At 41.1% G+C, this 24,132-nt stretch carries 19 protein-coding genes and 1 other annotated feature; of the genes, 17 read left to right on the forward strand and 2 right to left on the reverse strand.

Annotation, left to right across the window (positions count from 1 at the left end; genetic code table 11):
* Positions 1-16: 16 nt before the first annotated feature.
* The 4 genes from I8U17_RS10390 to I8U17_RS10405 are packed head-to-tail and all read left to right on the forward strand — an operon-like array spanning position 17 to position 4,698.
* Positions 17-1,549 carry a hypothetical protein gene (locus I8U17_RS10390; protein ID WP_198056118.1) on the forward strand — a complete coding sequence of 511 codons (1,533 nt, stop codon included), beginning with the start codon at positions 17-19 and terminating at the stop codon, positions 1,547-1,549.
* Positions 1,550-1,562: 13 nt separating this feature from the next.
* Positions 1,563-2,459: a shikimate dehydrogenase gene (locus I8U17_RS10395; protein WP_198056117.1), complete on the forward strand. Its 897-nt coding sequence runs from the start codon at positions 1,563-1,565 to the stop codon at positions 2,457-2,459.
* Between the two features lie 26 nt (positions 2,460-2,485).
* Positions 2,486-3,331: a sugar phosphate isomerase/epimerase family protein gene (locus tag I8U17_RS10400; RefSeq protein ID WP_198059355.1), complete on the forward strand. Its 846-nt coding sequence runs from the start codon at positions 2,486-2,488 to the stop codon at positions 3,329-3,331.
* A gap of 23 nt (positions 3,332-3,354) precedes the next feature.
* Positions 3,355-4,698 carry a UDP-glucose dehydrogenase family protein gene (locus tag I8U17_RS10405; RefSeq protein ID WP_198056115.1) on the forward strand — a complete coding sequence of 448 codons (1,344 nt, stop codon included), beginning with the start codon at positions 3,355-3,357 and terminating at the stop codon, positions 4,696-4,698.
* Between the two features lie 245 nt (positions 4,699-4,943).
* Here I8U17_RS10405 and I8U17_RS10410 read toward each other — a convergent pair whose 3' ends face one another.
* Positions 4,944-7,595 carry a valine--tRNA ligase gene (locus tag I8U17_RS10410; protein WP_198059356.1) on the reverse strand — a complete coding sequence of 884 codons (2,652 nt, stop codon included), beginning with the start codon at positions 7,593-7,595 and terminating at the stop codon, positions 4,944-4,946.
* A gap of 39 nt (positions 7,596-7,634) precedes the next feature.
* Positions 7,635-7,886, reverse strand: a binding site (T-box leader).
* Positions 7,887-8,222: 336 nt separating this feature from the next.
* Between I8U17_RS10410 and I8U17_RS10415 the strand changes: the two genes are divergently transcribed.
* From I8U17_RS10415 to I8U17_RS10470, 12 genes are all read left to right on the forward strand, one after another.
* Positions 8,223-8,780 (forward strand): AAA family ATPase, encoded by a 558-nt coding sequence (locus I8U17_RS10415; RefSeq protein ID WP_198059357.1) that lies wholly within the window; start codon positions 8,223-8,225, stop codon positions 8,778-8,780.
* Positions 8,781-8,887: 107 nt separating this feature from the next.
* Positions 8,888-9,118, forward strand: a complete 231-nt coding sequence (locus I8U17_RS10420; RefSeq protein WP_198059358.1) for a hypothetical protein — start codon at positions 8,888-8,890, stop codon at positions 9,116-9,118.
* Positions 9,119-9,262: 144 nt separating this feature from the next.
* Positions 9,263-9,508: a hypothetical protein gene (locus I8U17_RS10425; RefSeq protein WP_198059359.1), complete on the forward strand. Its 246-nt coding sequence runs from the start codon at positions 9,263-9,265 to the stop codon at positions 9,506-9,508.
* Between the two features lie 223 nt (positions 9,509-9,731).
* Positions 9,732-10,412, forward strand: coding sequence for a Type 1 glutamine amidotransferase-like domain-containing protein (locus I8U17_RS10430; protein WP_198059360.1), 681 nt, complete (start codon positions 9,732-9,734; stop codon positions 10,410-10,412).
* Positions 10,369-10,911, forward strand: coding sequence for a GNAT family N-acetyltransferase (locus tag I8U17_RS10435; protein ID WP_198059361.1), 543 nt, complete (start codon positions 10,369-10,371; stop codon positions 10,909-10,911). Before I8U17_RS10430 ends, I8U17_RS10435 begins: the two co-directional genes overlap by 44 nt.
* A 386-nt stretch (positions 10,912-11,297) precedes the next feature.
* A complete protein-coding gene (locus I8U17_RS10440; protein WP_232331020.1) occupies positions 11,298-11,897 on the forward strand; it encodes a restriction endonuclease subunit S in 600 nt (199 codons plus the stop codon).
* Positions 11,894-13,426: a type I restriction-modification system subunit M gene (locus I8U17_RS10445; RefSeq protein ID WP_198059362.1), complete on the forward strand. Its 1,533-nt coding sequence runs from the start codon at positions 11,894-11,896 to the stop codon at positions 13,424-13,426. The genes I8U17_RS10440 and I8U17_RS10445 overlap by 4 nt, the downstream gene beginning before the upstream one ends.
* A 501-nt stretch (positions 13,427-13,927) precedes the next feature.
* Entirely contained in the window at positions 13,928-15,226 is a 1,299-nt protein-coding gene (locus tag I8U17_RS10450) for a restriction endonuclease subunit S (RefSeq protein WP_198059363.1), read from the forward strand.
* Between the two features lie 35 nt (positions 15,227-15,261).
* Positions 15,262-18,363 carry a type I restriction endonuclease subunit R gene (locus I8U17_RS10455; RefSeq protein WP_198059364.1) on the forward strand — a complete coding sequence of 1,034 codons (3,102 nt, stop codon included), beginning with the start codon at positions 15,262-15,264 and terminating at the stop codon, positions 18,361-18,363.
* 9 nt (positions 18,364-18,372) lie between these two features.
* Positions 18,373-19,104 (forward strand): M48 family metallopeptidase, encoded by a 732-nt coding sequence (locus I8U17_RS10460; RefSeq protein WP_232331022.1) that lies wholly within the window; start codon positions 18,373-18,375, stop codon positions 19,102-19,104.
* Positions 19,105-19,358: 254 nt separating this feature from the next.
* A complete protein-coding gene (locus I8U17_RS10465; protein ID WP_198059365.1) occupies positions 19,359-21,014 on the forward strand; it encodes an HNH endonuclease in 1,656 nt (551 codons plus the stop codon).
* A gap of 35 nt (positions 21,015-21,049) precedes the next feature.
* Entirely contained in the window at positions 21,050-21,514 is a 465-nt protein-coding gene (locus I8U17_RS10470) for an SMI1/KNR4 family protein (protein ID WP_198059366.1), read from the forward strand.
* A gap of 1,436 nt (positions 21,515-22,950) precedes the next feature.
* Here the strand turns inward: I8U17_RS10470 and I8U17_RS10475 are convergent.
* On the reverse strand, positions 22,951-23,271 hold the full coding sequence (locus tag I8U17_RS10475) for a hypothetical protein (protein ID WP_198059367.1): 321 nt from the start codon (positions 23,269-23,271) through the stop codon (positions 22,951-22,953).
* 533 nt (positions 23,272-23,804) lie between these two features.
* On the opposite strand from I8U17_RS10475, the gene I8U17_RS10480 reads away from it, so the two are divergent.
* On the forward strand, positions 23,805-23,936 hold the full coding sequence (locus tag I8U17_RS10480) for a sporulation protein YjcZ (protein ID WP_198059368.1): 132 nt from the start codon (positions 23,805-23,807) through the stop codon (positions 23,934-23,936).
* The last annotated feature ends 196 nt before the right edge of the window (positions 23,937-24,132 follow it).

A 24,132-nucleotide genomic window follows, 5' to 3' on the forward strand; every position in this document is an offset into this window, starting at 1 on the left:
TATAGAGGAGGAAAATATGGAATCATCATTATCTCTCAAACTTCAAAAGATTGCGACCCAAGCGTTTTACGATTATGTACTGCCAATGATTAGACGGGATTTTCCACAAATAGAAAAACGTTTTTTAGTTAATATTACTTCATCTGTTGCCTATGGAGTGGCGGATCAATATTCAGATTTAGATATGTTTATAATTTTTGAACATCATCGGGATTATGAGAAATTTGCTGAACCATTAGAACAAGCCATCAATCAAATAAAATTTCCACAGGAATTTTATAGTGTATGTGACAAGGGAATAAGATTTGAGCTAGAAAGTTTGAGAAGATCTGATATAAGTAAGATTTTTCATTGCAGTGATAATGATGTTGCTTGGATGTACCAAACGGATTGGCTTATACATTGGTTTTTAAATGCAATTACGATATACGATCCAGCTAAATTGGCCGAGAGATTTAAACAGAGATGTTTTTTCTATCCAAAACATATATTAGAGAGCAAAATATATTTTTCTATTCTCTCGATGTGGACTGATTATTACTTGTTAAAAAAGAAAAACCATGTTTTTTCCTACTACTCGTTAAGGCTTTTGTTTAGGATTTTATCTCGTACATTGGATATTTACTATTGGCGTAACGGTTCATATACTCCACATCCCAAGTGGAAATACCGATTAGCTACATTGTTAAAAAAACAATATCGCCATAATCCAATCTTGTGGTATATCGATCAAGTCTTGGAGGCAATTTTGAAGCGAGACTTTGTTAATTGTCTTAATAAAATCGAATGGTTAATTGAATATTTAGAAAATGAGATTGATTCCCGATCGAATAATCAGGGCATATCTGTTTTGGAGAAGGGATTAGTCAAAATAGAATCAGATCAACGAGTTATCTATTTGATTGAAGATACAGTGATTAATAAAAAACGATTTAAAGAACTTAAATCGTTAATCTTCGCAGGAAAAAGATTACTTTATCCAACTGAGATTGGGTACTTTCATTTTAAACGTCCAGGTTACAACTATGATATTGCAATGCGTATATCTGATCGTTTTAGATATTTGATGAATAAACAAAACCATCAAATTCCCCATTATATGATTGATGAAAATAACAATATTCAAAGAAAGAGATTTCGTTATTACAACTTTATTGTGTGGAGAAAGATTAGGGTTGTGGAAAAGGCATTAAAAAGAAACGATAAATTTCTTTATATTTGGTACAGCATTCAAGTGATTGATTATCTACTTGAAATAGCATTTCGTCTGGTAAATGATTTTATGCCAATGGAAGAAATAAGTGGCGAGAGTATTTTGCATCTTTATTCAAGAACGAATAGTTATTTGTGGGATATTGTGAGTGAAAATGAGTTTGCAAATATAGTTCTGAATGAACCTGGGAAATTTATTCAATTGTGTTGGGAAACATTTCGTCATTTTCAATCAATATTTTTACAAAAGGGATTTATCACTCAAAAAGAAGCTGAATGGCCGTTAGATACTCAATTTGAAATTGAATATTGGAAATATGAGAACCTATTCCTTTAGTGGAGGGATCAATATGATTTATTCTGCCCTTCTTGGAAATCCTGTTGATCACAGTGTTTCACCTCTTTTGTTTAAAGAATTCGCAGACTTATGTGGAATCGAAAATTATGACCACCTTAAGCTCTGTGTATTGTATGAGAGAGAGTTACCAGCGTATTTACGTACATTGCAGTTAATTGGTTGTGTTGGAGCAAATGTAACCCTTCCTTACAAGTTATCAGTGATTCCATATTTAAACGAAGTGGATGAAAGGACGAAAGCGATTGGAGCAGTCAATACTATTATTTTTGAAAATGATCTTTTATTGGGGACAAATACAGATGGAGTGGGGGCTTTTCGTGCAATAACTGAACAATTGAGAGGAGTAACTTCAAACGATAAGATTGTAGTCCTTGGCTCCGGTGGGGCGGCTAGGGCGATTATTTATGAACTCTATAAAGTGACGGATCAAATTACTATATTAGCTAGGGATAAGGAAGAGGCAGAAAAAATTTCTATAGATTTTTCCTGTTCGGAACGTGCTCCTATCATGATCCAATCGTTGGATGAAGAAAACCTTTATCCAGTATTGAAGGATGCTGACTTCCTGGTTCAAGCAACACCTGTGGGGATGTATCCAAAGATAACTGAATCATTGGTATCTGAGGATTTGTTTAATCGATTGAGTTTAGAACGGGATGTAAAAACGTTTCATGTTTTTGACGCAGTATTCAATCCTTATAAAACCTTGTTATTACAATATGCCGAGAAATTTGGATTTCCTACTTGTTCAGGTATTTGGATGATGATTTATCAAGCTGTGGATGCATTTAATCTGTGGACTGGTTTTGATGTTTCACATGCAGATTTCGCGGTCATCGAAAGTAAGTTGAATCAAGCAATAAATAACCAATACAAAATATTAGAATAATATATTTTTATTGGAGAGGATTTTTTATGATGGATAATTTGTCATTCATCACTGATGAATATAGCGATTCAATTGATGAAGCTATTACTTTTGCCGTTGAAGCAGGCATCAATTTAATTGAATTAAGAACAGCAAACAAGAGGAATTTACTTGATTTTCCAATGGATGAACTGAAGGACATAGCGAAAAAAATTAAAAATCATAATCTGTGTGTATCATGTTTGGCATCTCCACTATTAAAATGGCATCCTGATCATATAGAGGGATTAAAAATAGAGAATGCTAGATTTCATTCATTTAAATACAACAAAGCTCCTAAGTTGGATGTCTATCAGAAGGCATTTGAAATTGCCGATCTATTTCAAACTCAATTTATAAGGATATTTTCATATTTAATGTATCCAGGATTTCAAGTTGATGATTTAATGTCAGACGTCGAATTGCTTATTCATTTAGCTTGTCAGTACGATAAAACGCTTTTAATTGAAAATGAACCTGTGTGTAATATTGATAAGCTTGGAAAGCTCTATGAATTTGTTACGCTGATAAACAGCCCACGAGTATGTGCATTGGTTGATGTAGGAAATCTTTACGAAATGGGACATCATGTAGACTATGATGATCTGAAAAGGCTGGCACCATTTATTCGATACTTACACATAAAAGATTATAGTATTGACTTAGGTCAATATGTCACGGTGGGGGACGGAGATGTTGATGTTAAAGAATATTTTCAGGAGTTATCCCGATTTGTGAATTTGAGACAACTACCAATATCATTGGAAACACATGTGAGGGAAGAAAAGAAAGTGGCGACGGAAAGATCAATTAAATATGTGAAAGATGTATTTGATACACTGAATATCAGTTGATTTTATCAGAAAAGAGGGATTCAGTGAGATTAGGAATCATTGGATGTGGCTATGTAGGGGTGGTTACAGCTGTCTGTTTTGCTGAAATAGGTCATAAAATTATTTGCCTTGATTGTAATGAACAAAAAATAAATGATCTGAAAAAGGGGAAACTACCATTTTACGAACCTGGTTTGGACGAGCTATTAGAAGAAAATCTTGAGAAAGGTCAGATTAAGTTTACGAACAGTTTAGATGAATGTGTTAGTTATGGAGACATCATTTTCATCACCGTTGGTACTCCTTCACTTCCTGATGGTAGTTTGGATGTCGCACAGATAGAGTTATTAGCTAAACAGATAGGACATTTAATTAATGGAGAGAAGACAATTGTAATAAAAAGTACTGTTCCAGTTGGTACTAATCGTCATGTACAAGAAGTGATTAGCTCAAGTAATTCAACCCCTTATAGATGTTCAGTTGTCTCCTGCCCTGAATTTTTGCGGGAGGGATCGGCCATTTCTGATACGTTTAATATGGAACGAGTTGTAATAGGCACAAATGAACCTTATGTGGCTGAGTTGATTGAACAACTTTACTCTCCTTTCAGTAAAAACTTTGTAAAGACGAATTGGGAAACGGCTGAGCTAATTAAACTGGCTTCGAATGCGTTTTTGGCTACTAAAATTTCATTTATTAATGAGATAGCCAACATCTCTGAAAAATGTGGTGCGGATGTGACAAAAGTAGCTTTAGGAATTGGGCTTGATTCTCGTATTGGAATGAGTTACTTACAAGCGGGAATTGGTTATGGAGGATCATGCTTACCGAAGGATACAGTTGCAACTGTTAAGTTAGCCCAAACTCTAGGATATGATTTTGAAATACTTAAATCAGCAGTAAATGTAAATGAAAAACAAATGCTTAAGCCTGTCAAATTGCTTTTGGAGGTATTAGAAGAACCAAGCTTATCAGGGAAATTAATCTCTGTTTTAGGTTTAACATTTAAACCAAACACTAGTGATATCAGAAATTCTCCGTCACTACGTATAATCAAAGAAATTTTGGAATTAGGCGGTACTGTGAATGCTTATGACCCTGTTGCGATTTCAGAGGTAAAAAGGATTTTTCCATCACTTAATTACTATGTGGATATTGAGGAAGCAATCAAGGGATCCGATGCAGTCCTAATCTTAACGGCATGGGATCATATTAAGAAATTTGATTTCAGCAAGATTTTTGCACTAATGAATGAACCATTAATAATTGATGGTCGGAATGTTTTAGATTCAAAGGAAATGGAAAAATACAAAATCGCTTACTATTCAATCGGTAGATCTGCACTATCTACAAGATGTGAAAAAGCTAAGCTCAGATGGACAAATTAAAAAGAAAAACTACCTTAGAGAATAAAAATAATACTAATTTGAAATGCAGAAGAAACTGCTAAAATCATTAACAAAAAATTTTTAATTATATAGTGATTGGCTATGAATAAAAAAGAAAACCGATGTCCATATTGCTGTCAGTATCTAAAGTGAAAGACTGCCGGCAGTTTTATTTTTAACGAACTACTTCACATCATTATCATGAATGTGGATGGACCTTCTGCCAGAGTCCATCCCTTTTAACGTTAGCTTTGCAGTTCGGCTAAACGTGCTTTCACTTTCTCGCGTTTCTCCAGATAATCTTTTTCTTTTCTTCGTTCTTCTTCGACAACATGGGTAGGTGCTTTGCTGATAAACCCTTGATTTGATAGTTTCTTATGCACCCGCTCAACTTCTGCATTCAGTGTTTTGAGCTCTTTTTTCAAGCGTTCGATTTCTTGATCGATATCGATTAACCCTGCGAGTGGCAGTAAGATTTCAGTTCCTGTTACCACAGAACTCATGGTTTTTTCCGAAATAGAGAGATCAGAGTTGATGCTGAGTTTTTCTGGATTGCATTGCTGGCGAATCCACTTCTCGCCAAGGCGCAGGTATTGTAATGTTTTTTCATTATCTGGCCGAATGTAGATATCGACTTTTTTGCTTACTGGTACATTCACTTCCGCACGGATATTGCGAACGCTACGAATGACTTCCATGTAAAGCTTCATTTGTTCGACTGCTTCAGGGAATTGGAGACGATTGTCGGGCTCCGGCCACTTGCTAACCATGATGCTTATTCCTTTGTGGGGGAGATTTTGCCAGATTTCTTCTGTCACAAATGGCATGAATGGATGGAGTAAGCGAAGAATTTGGTCAAGAACGTAACAGAGAACGGAACGTGTGGTTTTCTTCGCTTCTTCATCCTCCCCGTACAGGGATAATTTCGCAAATTCAATGTACCAGTCACAGAATTCATCCCATACAAATTCATACAAAGCCCGGCCAACTTCGTTGAAGTGATACTCTTCCAATTGATGGGTGACATAGTTAATGGTTTCCTGCAAGCGGGTTAGAATCCATTGGTCCGCTGTATTCAATGAACCAGAGAGAGCGATATCGTCGATCCCGAAGTCATCAATGTTCATGAGTACAAAGCGGGAAGCGTTCCAAATTTTATTAATGAAATTTCGTGCCGATTCCAGACGTTCCCATCGGAAGCGCAGGTCTTGACCTGGTGTTGTACCAGTTGAAATCATAAACCGCATGGCATCCGCGCCATACTGGTCAATGACTTCCAAGGGATCAACCCCATTTCCAAGGGACTTGGACATTTTGACCCCTTCCGAGTCACGAACTAACCCGTGGATGATAACATCTTGAAATGGCTTTGTACCCGTAAACTCGATGGCGGTGAAGATCATACGCGCTACCCAAGGATAGATGATGTCATGCCCTGTAATCAAGACGTTGTTGGGATAGTACCGTTTTAAATCGGGGGTTTGCTCGGGCCAACCCATTGTGGAAAACGGCCATAAACCAGAGCTAAACCATGTATCCAATACGTCTTCATCCTGCATGATGTTCGTGCTTCCGCATTTGGAACAGGAAGCTGGATCTTCCATGGATACAGTGATTTCTCCACAATCTGCACAATGCCAGGCTGGAATACGATGACCCCACCACAACTGACGTGAGATGCACCAATCACGGATATTTTCAATCCAATCGACATAGAGCTTTTCAAATCGATCGGGGACAAACCTTACCTTATCCTCACTCTTTTGGAGTTCAATGGCTTTTTCAGCCAGAGGTTTCATTTTAACAAACCATTGAGTGGACAAATAAGGTTCTACCACTGCACCACTCCGTTCGCTGTGACCGACTGAATGAACATGCTCCTCAATGTTTACCATGATACCAGCTTCCTGGAGATCCTTGACGATTTGCTTCCGTGCTTCAAAACGATCAAGTCCCTGATATTTGCCGGCATTCTCATTCATTTTTCCGGTTTCGTCCATGACAATAATTTGCGGTAAATCATGGCGAAGACCGATTTCAAAATCGTTGGGATCGTGGGCGGGTGTGATTTTTACCGCACCTGTTCCAAATTCTTTGTCCACATATTCATCGGCAATGATGGGGATTTCTCGTTCCACAATTGGCAGAATCACCGTTTTACCGATCATTCCTTGGTAACGTTCATCCTCCGGATGGACAGCGACTGCGGTATCCCCCAGCATTGTTTCTGGACGAGTGGTGGCGACTTGAATATACCCAGAACCGTCCTTTAACGGATACCGCATATGATAAAGCGCACCTTTGACTTCTTTATAAATGACTTCGATGTCCGAGATGGCCGTTCGTGCAACCGGGTCCCAGTTAATAATGTATTTGCCGCGATAAATCAATCCTTTGTTGTACAGATCGACAAATACCTTCCGAACGGCTTTAGACAAGCCTTCATCCATGGTAAAGCGTTCCCGTGAGTAATCAATGGAGAAGCCCATTTTCTTCCATTGTTCATGGATGATGGATGCAAAGTGCTCTTTCCATTCCCATGCTTTCTCTAAAAACTTTTCCCGGCCAAGGTCATGACGGTTGACTCCTTCTTCTCGAAGTTTCTCCTCCAACTTCGCTTGGGTCGCGATCCCAGCGTGATCCATACCCGGAAGCCATAAGGTGTCATATCCCTGCATCCGTTTCATTCGAATAAGGACATCTTGCAACGTAAAATCTAATGCATGACCCATATGCAACATCCCAGTTACATTTGGTGGGGGCATCACAATACTGTAAGGCTCGCTATTTTGATCTTCCGAAGGTCTGAACAAATCATGGTCCATCCAAAATTGATATCTCTTGCTTTCCACTGCTTTTGGATCATACTTTGTGGACATTTGAATTTCTTTTGGCATCTGTTTCATCCTCCTTCCAATACGAAAAAGCCCTTCATCTCAAAGGACGAAGGGCTCGCGGTACCACCTTTGTTAGTGAAGAAACCATGGATTTCTCCACTCACTCATTTCCATTAACGCTGGAATACGTTTCCCACTACTGACCAAGGCGCAGGCGTTGGCAGGAACAACTCAGGAGCTACCTTCAACAGATTCCACCCGAAGAATCTCACAGCTGCCAATCTCTACAATTTGGCAGATTCTTCTCTCTGAGGGTTTTCCCTGTTTACTCTTCTCCGTCATAGTTGTTTTGGCTAACTATGCAACTAATTAACCGTTCACTCACATTTTGACCAATATCAGTTGGATTAATACCATTCTACAAGTCAGGCTGAATCTGTGTCAATATTTGTACTATCCATTTGATCACAGTGAAGGATAAAAATGGAGGGGAATTTCTAGAACAAAGCTAAATCCATATTATCAACTTTGGAGTGATTACTCATTAGCATATGATAAGAACCAACTTAGTGCTACTGAAAACTTCAATTTAAAACAGATGGATTTTCTATTGAACATTGAGCGCAATAGGATGACTGAAGGAGTCCTCATTTGAAGTGCGATTACCATGATTAGGAGAAGGGATTTATGAAATTTGTTTTAATATTTGGGCCTCAGGCAGTTGGTAAAATGACCGTTGGGCAAGAACTGGAAAAAATAACAGAGTTGAAGCTTTTTCATAATCACATGACACTTGAGTTACTTTATCTTTTTTTCGGATTTGGTCCTGAAACATGGAGATTATCAAATCTATTTCGCCAAGAAATATTTGAGGCAGTGTCCAAAAGCGATTTATACGGAATGATTTTCACTTATGTATGGGCATTTGATCAGCAACGCGACTGGGATTATGTTGATCATATTTGTTCAATTTTCGAATCAAAGGGCGGAGCTGTTTACTTTGTAGAACTTGAAGCGGATTTCGAAGCAAGACTTGATCGTAACAAAAGCCCCCATAGACTTGAACATAAGCCTTCAAAAAGAAACATCGAGCAGTCTGAACAAAATTTAAAACACACAGTAGAAAAGCACCGATTAAACTCCCTGGAGGGGGAAATCAGAAAGGAAAACTACATTAGAATAAATAATACAAATTTAGCTGCTGGAGAAGTTGCTAAAATCATTAAAGACAAGTTTCGATTATAGAAGGATTTTCCCGGAAACCGGTGTGATATTGCTTGAGCAAGATCTAAGGAGAAAGTCGCCAGCAGTTGTTTATCGTCAAATAACGAACCAGGAGGGGGACAAGTGTAGTGACCAATTATTCCAAGGAACCTTCCTCGTTATTTTCTGGAGTTGTTAATGAATACGTGAAGTATCGACCACGGTATCCAAAAGATTTTATTGATCAGGTATTGAATTGGTTTCAAGCCGATGGGCAAGGGAGATTGTTGGATGCTGGTTGTGGTCCGGGCACGGTTACCCTTGATATGAGTATCGCTTTAAAGAGGTCATTGGCATCGATCGAATGCAGAGATGATTGAAACAGCGAAGCATCAACGGGGATTGAGAAAATGTGATCACGTTCATTTTTACCACAGAGAGCGGAGGAGATCGATTTAACGCTTGGCACATTTCAAGTTGTTACCTGTGTTTCTTCTTTTCATTGGATGGAGAGGAGACAGGTCATGAGAAAAATGTTTCCTCTGATTCAATCGGGAGGGGGCATCGCGATTTGGGGGATGGGAAGCTTCTGGGCCCAAAGAGAAAAATGGCAGGCTGCTCTCATTGAACTCATAAAAAAGTACCTTGGTTCCAAACGCCATGGAGAAACAATGATCAAACAACATCCTTCCCATCAGGAAATGGTACAGGAAGCGGGGCTTAAGATTGGAAACCCGTCCATTCCCAATCGTTCTATATTGGGACATTGAACAAATCATGGGGTATCTGTACTCAACATCATTTGCAGCCAAGTCCTTATTTAAGGACAAATTCGAAGCATTTGATCAAGAGGCACGACAGCTTTTACAAGACATCAATCCAAATGGCTCCTTTGAAGATCATGTGACCATCCATGTGATTGTTGGATGGAAATAAACCATTGGGGAGTTCATTTTCCGTATTCAAAAATGAATGAAACCAGGGGGAATCTGCTTGAATCAAATCCTTATTCTTATAGGCGGTGGCCGGCACAACACTTCAGAACTAGATTCTGTCAACGCTGCGATTGCTCCGATCCTCCGAGGTAAAGAGAGAATGCTGATCATCCCGTTTGCTGCTGAACCACAAAAAGTTGAGAAGTGGTTTGATCAAGTAAAGAACCACTATTCACTTTTAGGTGTAAAAGAGTTTGAACTCATGAACGAAGACAACACTCAGAATATGAAACAGAAGATCGATTCAGCCGACATTCTCTTTTTGACGGGAGGCCGGCCTGACCGTCTTTTGGATCAAATCGATCGTTTGAAGCTGCTTCCGGCTTTTCAAGCGTTTAACGGGATCATCATTGGGTATAGCGCGGGAGCCCTGGCCTTATGTGAGCAGTGCCTCATCACGAAAGATGACGATTATCCCGAAACATTTTTGAGACGGGGGCTCGGTCTGTTTCCGGAAATGATTGAAGTTCATTACAGGCCCCGGATCGATTCTGAACTGATTCCCCTTGCAAAAGTCCAACCGATTTATGCAATTCCGGACGGGTCTGCTCTGATTGTGAAAGGAACCGCGATCCAAGTAGTGAGTAACGTGGTCCTTTTTGATTTGAGAAAAAGGAGAAAGGTGATCGATACCGATGGTGTCATTCCACACCAAGCGATTGATGTTGCGTCCTTTTAGTATGGACGATGCCGAACGGGTTCAAAAATTGGCAGGCGAGTGGGAAGTAGCCAATACGACCGCCACGATTCCTCATCCCTACTCCTTGGAAATGGCGGTGGAATGGATTCATTCACATAAACAAGGTTTTAAAGAGGGGAATTTGTATACTCTGGCCATTTGCTTAAAGGAATCAAAGTTGCTCATTGGTGCGGTGGCTTTACAGGTTACGAAAGAAGCACATCGTGGAGAAGTGGGTTATTGGATCGGGAAAGATTTTTGGGGGCAAGGCTATGCATCAGAAGCGGCGGCAGAAATGATCCGCTTTGGCTTTGAAGAACTCGCTCTCAATAAAATAGAGGGCTGCGCGTTAACCCGAAATCCTGCTTCGATGAGAGTATTAGAAAAACTGGGAATGAAAAGAGAAGGAATATTGCGTCAACATGCCTGTCGATGGGCAAGATTTGATGATCTTGCCTGCTTCGGCATTCTGCGAAGGGAGTGGCAAAGTCAAAGATAAGGGTGCGATTGGATGAATGCACCTGATCGTCACGGAATCATACATAAACAAGGAACCAAACTAGAACCAAATCCTCAGCTTTCTAGAATATCAAGGGGTCGGTAAGAGGAGAATGCAAGCTATCGTGGCCACTCGAGAACTGGTTTCAAAATGTCCATCGCTCTTTGGAGACTTTATCTCCAAAAATCTTTGAGTATCCCATATTAATCGTGTCTATAGCGCTGCATTCTAGTTGCAGCGCTATAGTTTTATAATTTAAGGATGGTTTACTCTCATTCAGTCCTTCTGACAGATAACCAAACACCATTGACTAATAGATTAAAGAAGGATATATTTAATTCTATCTGATCAAATGTCAAATTTCATATTTGACAAAAGGTATGGTGATGATGCGGCTTGGTGATATTGCACAATTCAAGACGGGGCTGGTTCTTACTCGAAAAAAAGCTGAGTTTGAATTTCATATCAAGGCTACATACCCAACCATTACATTGAAAAACATAGATAGCGACGGCTTTTTTAATGACGAACCGTTTGAGCTCTTTCATAGTCACGAAAAATTGGATCAGCAGTATTTTACTGAACCAGATGATGTATTGTTTCGGCTCAACTATCCCAATACAGCAGTGTTTATTGGCGAAGAACACGCGGGTTTATTAGTTCCTTCAATGTTTGCAGTCATAAGAATTTCGGATCAGAGCGTTTTACCGGAATTTTTAGCATGGTACCTCAATTCGGAAGAAGTGAAAAACCATTTACTCCGCTTTCAATCGGGCACTATGATGCCTGTTACCAATAAACGCACGCTTGAGCAGATTGTCATTCCCGAATTGCCACTGGGTAAACAGAAAGCGATTGTCGAGCTTGCCAAGCTGATCTGGAAAGAAAAGCAGCTTTACCAGCGGCTCATCAGGGAGAGGGAACAATTTATGGCGGCTATGACTCGACAAATGATGCGTGACATTCAGAGGAGGAAAGAGAGATGAATGAAAAAACCACTCAGCAGAAAATCAACCAGGTTCTCTGGGATGCGTGTGACACCTTTCGCGGCAAGGTAGATTCGGGTGTTTACAAGGACTACATCTTGGTGATGTTGTTCGTCAAGTATCTAAGTGACGCTTATAAAGAGAAAGTCGAGGAGCTTGAGGAAAAGTACGACAATGACCAAGAACGGATTAAACGTGCTCTCAGCCGGGAGCCGTTCGTCCTGGAGAAAATTTGCACGTTTGATTACTTATATAAAAATAGGAATGACCTCAAGATCGGGTCTATTATCAACAAAGCATTGGAAAAGCTTGAAGAGATCAATGCCGGTAAGTTAAAAGAAGTGTTTCGTAACATTGATTTCAATTCCGAGTTTGCTCTAGGAAAAACGAAAGAACGGAACGCCATGTTGAAGCACTTACTAGAAGATTTCGAATCACTTGATCTTCGCCCATCCCGATTGGAAGACGAAGACATCATCGGTAATGCCTATCAGTATATGATTGAGAAATTTGCAAGCGACGCGGGTAAGAAAGGTGGCGAGTTCTTCACGCCGGCAATGGTCTCAGAACTGTTGGCCAGGTTGGTTAAGCCACAGGAAAATGACCGGATTTATGATCCGACCTGCGGTTCCGGATCGTTGCTCATTAGGGTGGTCAACCAGGTACCCAGCCGGAAGGTGGCGATCTATGGGCAGGAGCGCAACGGACAAACCTACGCACTGTGTCGGATGAACATGTTTCTGCATAAGATCGATGATGCCCGGATTGAGTGGGGGGACACACTTTCCAACCCAGCTCACACGGAAGACGACAAACTCATGAAATTCCAAGTGATCGTCGCTAATCCTCCATTTTCATTAGATAAATGGGCGATGGGTTTTGCTGGTCATGGCCAGGCAAGTGACAAGAAATTCAAGATGGAAAGTCATCTGGACCCGTACAAACGCTTCGAATGGGGTGTTCCTCCGTCTTCTAAGGGTGATTATGCCTTTGTGTTGCATATGCTTCATTCATTAGCCGAAAATGGTCGAATGGCAGTGGTCCTCCCACACGGCGTATTATTCCGTGGAGCCAGTGAAGCAAAGATCCGGAAAGAGATTATCAAACACAATTTGCTTGACGCGGTGATCGGCCTGCCTGAAGGGTTATTTTATGGTACAGGCATTCCAGCTTGCGTCCTGGTCTTCAAAAAGAACCGAACGCGCACTGATGTGCTGTTCATCGACGCCTCTGGAAAAGAACATTACGAAAAAGGTAAAAATCAGAATCGCTTGCGGGAGCAGGATATCCAAAAAATTGTGGAGACGTACGAAAAGTACCAGACCGTCGATAAGTACGCCTACGTCGCTACTCGCGAGGAGATCGAGGAGAACAACTATAATCTCAATATTCCGCGCTACGTGGACACATTTGAAGAAAAAGAGCTAGTCGATCTGGATGCTGTGAAAAAAAACATCGCCCAGATCCAGCAGGAGCTTCGGGAAGTAGAAGTACAGATGGCGAGATACTTAGAACAGCTGGGACTGTAGGATAGATACACCGGTGGTGCAGTACGGAAAGCAGACTTTTATTTCGGTGTTATGCTCCTTCCTGATCAGTGAAGGTTAGGCCGGCAATTATTGAGCTAGGGGACTTGGGGCTTATTCAATCACGATGGATTTTGGGAATATCAAATTTACATTAAGTACCTGTTCAAAGGAAATGGAAGCCAAAGGACCCACCAACTGTGGCTTTCCAGTTCATGCTGGACAAAATCGAGAAGATCGTAAACATTATTATGGAAAGAAAAGAAGAAATCGATCGGGCTGTTATGCGGACAAGAAGAACTGCGAAAGAGCGAAGTAGTTCTGTTGTAATATGAACTGGTGGTAGACTGCCAGGGGCTTAACAACAAACGGGATCTGAGGTATTTCCGTCAAACAATTCAGGGTGGTCGTCGATTCAGAGTATATGGGAAACTGGAAGAGAGAACAGGAAAAACGCCTTGATATCCCGAGGTATTTGAGAGCTTGTTTTCAGGAGGAGACGCAATGAGATCGGAAATTAAGGAACGGATCAAGCAAATTCGACTGGGAGAAGTTCCTGTTGGGTACAAGCGCACGAAGCTGGGGGTGATTCCAGAGGAATGGAGTGTCTTAAAAATTAAAGATATCAGTGTTGATATCGTTGCAGGTGCTACTCCGAAAACCGATGTATTGGAATACTGGAATGGAAATATTCCGTGGATGAGCTCAGGGGAAATAAATAAAAGATTTATTCATAGCACTGAGAAATTTATCACGCAAAAAGGATATGAAAACACTAGCACAAAATTGCTTCCGAAAAATTCAGTTTTGGTTGCTCTTGCTGGCCAAGGTAAAACGAGAGGGAAGGTTGCCATAAATAAGATTGAGTTGTGTACCAATCAATCACTGGCAGCTATCATTCCAAACAAACTAGTCAATTATGAGTTCTTGTTTCATTATCTAGACAACAAATATTTAGAGTTACGGAGGTTATCTGCCGGAGATGGTGGTAGGGGAGGTTTGAATCTATCCATAATAAGTAATATAAATATTTCTTTACCTGATTTAAATGAACAACAAGAAATTGCACAAGTATTGACTGTTTGGGATAGATTTATCGATCTTAAGGAAAGGTTAATCGGGCAGAAAAAGCTACGAAAAAAAGGCTTGATGCAGCTTTTGCTGACGGGGAAAATGAGACTCCCTGGATACACATCTGACTGGGAACAAGTGAGGCTGGGAGATTTATTAAAAGAACGAAAAGAGATTGGTTACAGTCACCTTGAGTTACTTGCAATCACTTCTGGTAAAGGTGTGGTCAGACGGAGCGAAGTTGATATTAAAGATACGTCAAGTGAGGACAAAAGCAAGTATAAGAGGATTTTGCCAGGAGATATTGGATACAACACGATGAGGATGTGGCAAGGAGTATCTGGGGTCTCCAAATATGAGGGGATTGTTAGTCCGGCCTATACCATCCTTAAACCAACCGATAAAGTTGATGCTGGTTTTATTGGTTATCTATTCAAGTTGCCTTTGATTATTAATTTGTTCAGAAGATATTCACAAGGGTTGGTTGATGACAATCTCAACCTAAAATACGAGAACTTCAAAGTAATCAAAGTTAAAATTCCGAGGGATATAAATGAACAAAAAGCAATAGCAGAGATTTTGAGGTGTGCAGATACAGAAATCCATCTCCTTGAAAAAGAGATAAAATACCTGAAACAACAGAAAAAAGGCCTGATGCAGTTGTTGCTTACCGGAATGGTTAGGGTGCACGAACTGGAAAGAGTGAATGCTGAAAATTCTCTTGTTCCATAGACATGAGAAGGAACATCATATCCGGAGGGATCAATGTGGTCAGAGAGAAAGACAACGGGGAGCGATTCGTTAGTCAGCAACCGGCAATCGAAGTGCTTAAAAAGTTGGGGTATGAATATCTTTCTCCAAAACAGGCGCAAGCATTACGAGGTGGATGGCATCTGGTTCTCCTTCGGAAGGTCATGGAAGATCGGCTGAAAAAGCTGAACTGCTACCAATATAAGGGGAAGGTTTACCAGTTTAGTGATGCGAACATCCGACAGGCGATCCATGATCTGGACGAGCCGCGCATTCACGGGTTGGTGAAAACCAGCGAGAAAATCTATGAACTACTGCTGTCGGGAAAGAATTATACCGAAATGCTGCCGGATGGCTCGCGTCGATCGTTTCCCTTCCGCTTCATCGACTGGGATCGAGTGGAGAACAATATTTTTCACGTAACGGAAGAGTTTGTGATGGAGCGGGAGGATGGGCAAGGAACGATTCGGCCAGACTTGGTCCTGTTTGTTAACGGTATCCCTTTTGCAGTGATTGAGTGCAAGAAGTCATCGATCTCCGTTAAAGAAGGGATCAGTCAGATCATCCGCAACCAAGGGAAAGGATATATTCCTGATCTGTTCAAGTTCGTGCAGATTGTGATGGCCACCAACAAGAATGAAAGCAAATACGCTACGTGCGGCACCCCGGCAATGTTCTGGTCTGTCTGGAAAGAGGAACATACAACGTGGTTGGAGGAGCAACTGAACCACGCTGTGCAGGATCGAGTGCCCACCAATCAGGATCGTACCATCATCTCCCTGTTTCACCCACAGCGGTTGCTGGAACTGACTCGTTTTTTCACCCTGTATGATAAGGATGTCAAAAAAATCGCCCGTTATCAGCAATACTTTGCCATTAAGGAGATCATGAAAACGGTGAGCCAGTCGGATGAGAATGGAAACCGCGAGGGTGGGGTGATCTGGCACACGCAAGGGTCCGGCAAGTCGCTCACCATGGTAATGCTGGCTCGGGTGCTTCTGTCCGATCTAGCCGATGGTTCTCCCAAGGTAGTGGTCGTCACCGACCGTGTGGATCTGGACAAACAGATTCACCGTACATTCCGTTATACCCGGACTAGTGCGAGCCGGGCGAGGTCGGGCAAACACCTGGTCAAGCTGATCAACGATCCCAACATAAAAGTGATGACCACGTTAGTACATAAGTTCAAGCAGGCCGCGGATCATCAGGAGCCAGTAACATCTAGAGATATTTTCCTGCTGGTGGATGAGTCACATCGAACTCAATATGGAGAGTTGCATCTTAGAATGCGCAAGGTGTTCCCAAATGCGTGTTACCTCGGCTTTACTGGGACTCCACTGATGAAAAAAGAAAAGAACACAATGGTCAAGTTTGGCAAACTGATCCACACTTACACGATTGCAGACGGGATAGAGGACAAGGCGATTGTACCGCTGCTCTATGAGGGAAAGATGGTAGAACAGACGGTCAACAGGAAGGCCATTGACAACCGGCTAGAGATGATCACTCGCAACCTCACGCCTAAGCAAAAGGAAGAAGTGATGCGAAAATGGAGCCAGTTTGAACGAATCGCATCGTCTGATCAACGAATCAACATGATCGCCTTTGATATCAACAAGCACTTCTTAGACAACTATAAGTTGCAGGGTTCACCTTATAAAGCTATGCTGGCGGCCAATAGCAGGGTAGAGGCGATTCGCTATTTAAATGCATTTGAAGAGCTAGGAGATTTGAACTGTGCCGTGGTAATTTCTCCTCCGGATCAGAGAGAAGGACATCATGAGGTTGACGAGGGTGCTAGGGATCTGGTGCAAAGATTTTGGCAAAAGATGATGGAGCGATACGGAGATGAGGAAAACTACGAGGAATCCATCAAAAGTGAATTTGTCGACGGTGATGAGCTTGATCTGCTGGTTGTGGTGGATAAACTCTTGACTGGCTTTGATGCACCGCGGGCTACGGTTCTCTATATCGATAAACCTATGAAAGAGCACAATCTTCTGCAAGCGATCGCCCGTGTCAACCGACTGTATGAAGGAAAAGACTATGGCCTGGTTGTTGATTACCGTGGTCTCCTCGATAAGCTGGATGAAGCGTTGGAAATGTACTCTGGTGCAGGGCTGGAGAACTTTGATCCAAAGGATCTAAAAGGCGTTTTATATGATGTAATGACTGTGATTGGGGATCTTCGGCAGGGTCATTCTCGACTGTCAGATATTTTTAAAGACGTTCATAACAAATCCGATTCCGAAGAATATGAAGTTCTATTGGCAGAAGAGAGCTTGCGCGAGGAGTTTTATGCCACACTCAGTCGCTTTGGAAGGCATCTGGGAATTGCCCTTTCCTCTGAGCAAATTTACAATGCTTTAGGAGATAAGGAACTAACGCGGTACAAGAATGATTTCAAATTTTATCAGGAACTCCGGCGAAGTGTGAAACTTCGCTACAGCGATTCAATCGATCACAAAGAGTTTGAACCAAAGATGCAGAAATTGATGGATCAATACATATCCGCCGAAGACATCATCCGCATCACCAATCCTGTCGACATTATGGATGAGAAAGCGTTTGAGGAAGAGTTGGATCGCCTGAAAACTCCTCGAGCAAAGGCCGATGCCATCAGGACCCGGATATCGAAGCGGATTGAAACGAAGTATGATGAGAATCCGGCCTACTACCGGAAGTTTTCCGAACGAATCGAGTCAGTTCTGAAGGCGTACAAAGAAAAGAGGATCAGTGAGAAGGATTACCTAAAGAAAATGAAAGAGATTCTCAAAAACTTTCGTTCCGGCACTTCCGGCATTCGTTATCCTGTTAACATTCGTCAAAATCCCCATGCCCAGGCTTTCTATGGTGAAGTGGTGGAGATTATCGGGAAATCCCATGAGCTGTCAGGGAAAGAAGAGCTAATTGGTGAGCTTTCCTTAAAGATTGAAGAGATCATTAGAATGCACAGCAAGGTGGACTGGCATTACAACATTGAAGTACACAAGCGAATTGAACAGGATTTAGATGACCTGTTGTATGATTTTGGAAAAGAATATAAACTGGAGCTGAATTTAGATCAAATCGATCAGATTATTGAAACGGTGAAAACGGTAGCACTTAGACGTTTTTGACGGGTGGTTATGTTTATGGCTGAAATACATCATATCAAGCATAGGGGGAAGATCATCGAGTTTATACTAAAGAGAAAGAATGTCAAGCATGTAAATCTCACAGTCAGACCTGATGGAACAGTTGTTGTGTCGGCTCATGAACGGGTTCCTATTGATTTTATTGAGAATTTTATTCAGGAAAAAGCCTCCTGGATTCTTAAACACTCGCGGTATTTTGAGGATGCCCGACCGGAGAACCAGGGAGATATCGAGTTAGTAAGTGGAGAGTCTGTCCGTTATTTAGGCAGGCAACATCGGCTCAAAGTGGCCGAATCTGACCTAGAGCAGGTAAAATATATGCCCGGGTATATATACTTATATGTTAGGGACAAAAATAATGAGAAGAGAAAGGAATCTCTCTTCAAAGAGTGGATGAGAAAGCAGACGGCGGAAGTGTTTGAAGAGGCGCTGGACAAAGTGTATCCACCCCTTCAGAAATATGGGGTGTCCAAACCGGAAATCCGAATCAGGACTATGAAAGCCAGATGGGGATCTTGTCTGAAGAATTCCAACGCGATCTTGCTGAACTTCGAATTGATCAAGGCGCCAAAATACTGTATTGAGTATGTGATCCTTCATGAACTTATCCACTTTGTCCATAAGAATCACGACGATCAGTTCTACAGCTTCTTAGCTGCTTTGATGCCAGACTGGAAGCAGCGCAAAGCGATGTTGGATGAAGAGGTTGTAAGGGAGTTGTAAATTGTATTGATTGAAGATTTGCAGCCGAACGGAGAATTCGGCTGTTTTTTTTGCACAACTGAAAGACATTTCAACGATATTTGCTCAACGGAGGAATTTTACGAAAAGATTTAACAAACTCTCTGTTGCTGAATGGATAACACCATAAAGAGATTAGAACTTTTTGTGATAAGCAATGAACCCCACTTTCCATCAATTCCCGCTTGACATAATATATTTCTATAAAAAATACATAACCGGACGGTGAGAGAAATTTGAGGAGATTTGATGTAAGTAAAGTTTTTCAACTCTTCATCATCGTTTTTCTCTTCGCATTTGTTGACATAAGTATTTTGGGGAGTGGCCAAGCTTTTGCGAGTGGGAGCAGCTTTAACGTTCCCCACGTGAATGATCATTTCGAAAAGGTTCAACAAGGCCCGGCACCGACGAAGGAAACGCAGATCAATCCGGCTCCGTCAAAGAACACCAAGCCCGGCCTTTGGGATCGGTTTACTGCCACCTGTAAAGATGCGTTGAATTGGTATAAGAAAAAACTCTACGACAATCGGAAGTGGGTAGAAAACCTTGAGCACAGGGCTTGGGAAAAAGCTAAGAAAGGTGATTGGCTGGCTGGCATCTTAGCGATTATTCTCTTGGTTCAGGTAGTAAAAACAAGTTTTTCTGTTGGAGTACTTAGAGGTCTGAGGGATACAGTCAAAGGGATTGGCTACATGATTCTTCATCCCATTAAAACGATCGAAGGAATTATCGAGGCTTTCTCGCACCCTGTTGAAACAGGAAAGGCCGTATGGAAATTCATTTCCGAGTCGTTTAAAAGGGATGTTATCAATGGAGATGCAAGCAGCAGGGCCGAATGGGCGGGATATGTGGTAGGTTCCCTTGTTGGGGCAAAAGGGGTAGATAAACTCGGTAAATTGAGTAAAGTTGCTATGCTGAGTAAAGTCTCTAAGGTGAGCAGAGCTTCTAAAATGGGTCAATTGGGCCGAATCGGAAGAGGGATCAACCGGGTACAGGGAGGATTGCAAAAACTCCGTATTCCGCAAACTGTCTCCAAAGTGAGAGGCTCCCTTTCCACATTACGAAAGATGATCCTTGGGAATAAAGTCGCCGCTTCGGTCATTACCGTTGTAAGCATTACCGCTGGTCTTATCGCCCTCGATCCTGAGGCAGTTGTTCAGGTGTTTAATAAAATAATAGTGGCAGCTGAGAAAAATGAATTACCGCTAGTGTCGAAGTTAAAGCCGGTGGGGAAAGAGGTTAGCGACTGTTTTACATATCAACAGCAACCACAGGGGTATTTTGCTAATATACAGTTTCCTAATTGTTTTCATGATGAACCACAAATAAATCATCCTCGCAAACCTTCAGGACTAAGACCAGGAAATCCGAATTTTAGTTATTCTGTCTTTGAACAAGATGGGAAACATTATATAAGAACGAGTGATGGGCGAACAATTTGGAATAAATATTATTATAGAGGTTCTATTACTAAAACAACAAAACAAGGTAATACATATACGGTTCGGTATGATGAAGAGGGATTCCCAAATTTCCTGCCTTATGCAAAGAAAGATAAAGACGGAAATCCTATTATAATCCAATTACCATCTGATGCGATTGTAGGTAGAAGTAGCGACCAAACTCGATTTGCAACGATATTGCTAAAAGAAAGATATATAAAGCGATATGGGGATAGATGGAAAGAAGAATTAAGGAATGAAGGATTTACAGAAGATCAGATTGAATCTATTGATAAAGGAGATGGATCGATCGGAAGAGATAAAAGCGCGAAGCTCACATGGCATCATCATCAGGATACGGGTAAAATGGTTTTAGTACCTTATGATTTGAATAATACGTTCAAACATACAGGTGGACACAAAATTTGGGGTGAACAACGCGTAGATTAACAATATAAAAGCTGAAAAAAAAGGGGGATTGTTACATGGTAGAATGGATAAAAAGAGATGAAGAAATAGCTTTAGAGGATTTTGCTCAGGTTGAAGCAAAAATTGGCATACGTTTTCCACAGGATTATAAAAATTGGTTCAAGCGATATAGCCGACCCAAAAGTGGACATGCTCATATTCTTATTAATGATGAACCCTATCATTTTGATGACTTCTTTGATTTAGAGGAAATAGTTGATGAGGTAGAGGAATTGTATGTAGGCGAAGAAGAGTACAAGGAATGGGGATTGATCGTGCCTTTCGGATTTGATTCAGCATTGGAACGTTACTGTTTTTATTATTCTCAAGGTAACGAAAACCCGATTATCATTTGGTTTTCTTCAGATGATACTCTTTCAGAGATTTTTGATGGAAAAGAACTTAACTTGGATCGGGTTAAAATCGTAAGAACAACTTTTACTGATTTTATCAACGATTTATATACAAGAACGGATTATTAATTATTCACTCATAGTAATGGCACATAGGGATCACATTTTAAGGAATGTGGCCGGCGGACTTCTTCTGCAATGTGCATATGTTTCGTGATCATTTGTTCCCGGATTCCTGGTTCCATCTTTTCTGTCTGATCAACTGAAATTGCATGTAGATCGGGGGAATAAGGATAACGAAAATGCAATTTGTTCACTTCCTTTTCATGTGTTTTTTGGTAGGTGTGACGAATTAGGAATTGGTATTGTGACAATGACAGCCAGAGGAGGAGCTACTGCTATAGTGCCAATGAGAGTTGGAGGAAGAGCTACTGTCGTGCCAATGCGAATTGCTGGAGGAATGGTCCCAGTGATCCCAGGAATGACAGTGGTGCAACAGATGCTTTAAGATCTTCGTGGCTTTTTTGCTGTGTCGGTACGTTTTGTATAAGGAATGATGATGAATTTTTTTGTGATGGTGTTTCGGGTAATGATGTGGATAGTGAAACATGGGAGGTACAGGGATATAACATCGGAGGCATAGGATGAATCGGCGGCTTGCGTTCCATAAAATCCACTCCTTTTGTTTGGTTACACGGTGATATCCTATGACCATCCAGTTCATTTTTATGAAGACTGTTTCCTCTGACGCGAATTCCCAGTTTTTAGCAAAATAATTAGCACTTTACATGGAGAGACGGGCATGATAGGCGTGCCATTGCGCCTACTTGATGGTGGCCGCTTCGTAAAAAAATCATGCCTGTAGAGGCTCCATGTCAAGTGTGGGTGAATTCATCGTACCGGTAAGCAAGTGAGTGGTAAGATGGATAAATTCAGGGACTATATTAAGAAGATCATGGAACATTACGAGAAAATGGAAGAAAAACAAAATGAACTTGTTAACATTCTTGAAAACTGCCATAGTCCTGATCCCTTGAACGGAATAATGAAATAGCAGTTTTATATCGTATGTGCTCTTGAAATTACATCAAAGAAAAGAGCTACCGCATGCAAACACATCAGACAAAACTGCAAACATAATTGCAAACATAGCTGCAAACGAACTGCATTTTTTTCTAGTTTCTTGATATTACTTAAACTCTTGATTTATCTAGCCTTTTATCTCTTATTTCCCCTTATTTTCCCCATCGCCTTACACTGGCAGTGTAGAGGTCAGCGGTTCGAGCCCGCTATGCTCCACCAACCAAACCCTCGGCATTCCGGGGGTTTTCGCGTTTGTAAGGAAATGGAATCGGGTCCAAAATGGCCGTTTGACCACATTTTGACCACACACTTGAGGTAAGTAGATGGCATTAGAAAACGCTAGAGTACCAAGGGAAACGCCGCTTTATGATGCTATCAGGGATCTTTGGGCTGGATGTGGTCAAAATGTGGTCAAGCTACATAGTCATCGGTAATGATGTTGTAGTTGCGCTACACGGATTTGTCTTTATTAAAAAAGCACCCTACTGGGTACTCACTTTTTGTTTTCTTGTTTTTTGTGCTAATTGCTTATATTTGTTTAATAACTCTTTATGGCTAGTTGATACTTTTAACCCATCTTGGTCATTGATCTTAACGGGTTGTACTTTAATCGTTACATAATGGTCCTTTGGCGATTTTTCAGGATGAAAAGCATAGAGCACTCTCATCACTTTGAATACAGAAGCCCCATCATTTTCAAAGATACCAATATACTCTTCTTCTCTTGGAATGATCTCACTTGGAATCCACCGTTCATAAAGATTTTCCCCATCTACTACAGAACATATTTTTAAGTTGTACACTTTCTCACCATCCTCTGCGATCTATAACTCAATCCTTTATTTAGTACAATGAAGAGATGTGAATCAAAAGGCGTTAGTTGATCCATTAGTTACTCATCCTTTCCTGAATGATCTTCCCTTCATTATATTGAGTGTGGAGGATGATGACAGGGCTTGGGCCTAACGAACAAGGTTGGCTTCCAGTCCTATTTTCAAAAGCGCTGTTATCCCCTTTTGTCGAAAACATCATATGATGAAATTAGGTCATCGGTAACGGTGATACAAAGATTTTTAATGAGCCCCTTGATGTTCATCAGCCGTCCTTAAGGATGGTTTTTTTGCTCGCAATAAACAAAAGAACCACCCAGAGGATGACTCTTTTGTTGAGCAAGAATTATTCAATCAACTGGTATGTATGATGAACTTCTTTTCAGACATTATTCATGTCAAGATAGAAAGACGACCTAAGAAGATTAATGCAGATAGGATAAAAGCACTTTCCCTTTCTTTATCCGCGAATAGGATATACAGACTTTGATCTGGGAGGTGGAAAAATGGGATTTAGTTGTTTTGGTGGTTTCGGCGGAAGCTGCTTCGGTTTTGGATTCGGTTGGAGAAGTCTTTTAATCTTTCTCTTGGTGATCGCTACCATCTTCGTCTTTATCGGCGGAGGATTTGGTTTTTAACTGAATAGCGACTGAGTTGCCCGAAACCGACCCGTTTTGTGATGCACCCATTTGAACATCTTTTTTACATCGGCTGGCTTCACCCCACCATAAAAACTATAATGACCCCATACGCTTCCAGACGAAAGATAAAGTATAATGGAAGGAAGCAAGAAAGGGGTCGTTTTTTATGGGGCGGCGAAAATGGACTGCTGAG

The organism is Thermoactinomyces sp. CICC 10521 (assembly GCF_016055135.1).
Taxonomy (GTDB): domain Bacteria; phylum Bacillota; class Bacilli; order Thermoactinomycetales; family Thermoactinomycetaceae; genus Thermoactinomyces_A; species Thermoactinomyces_A daqus.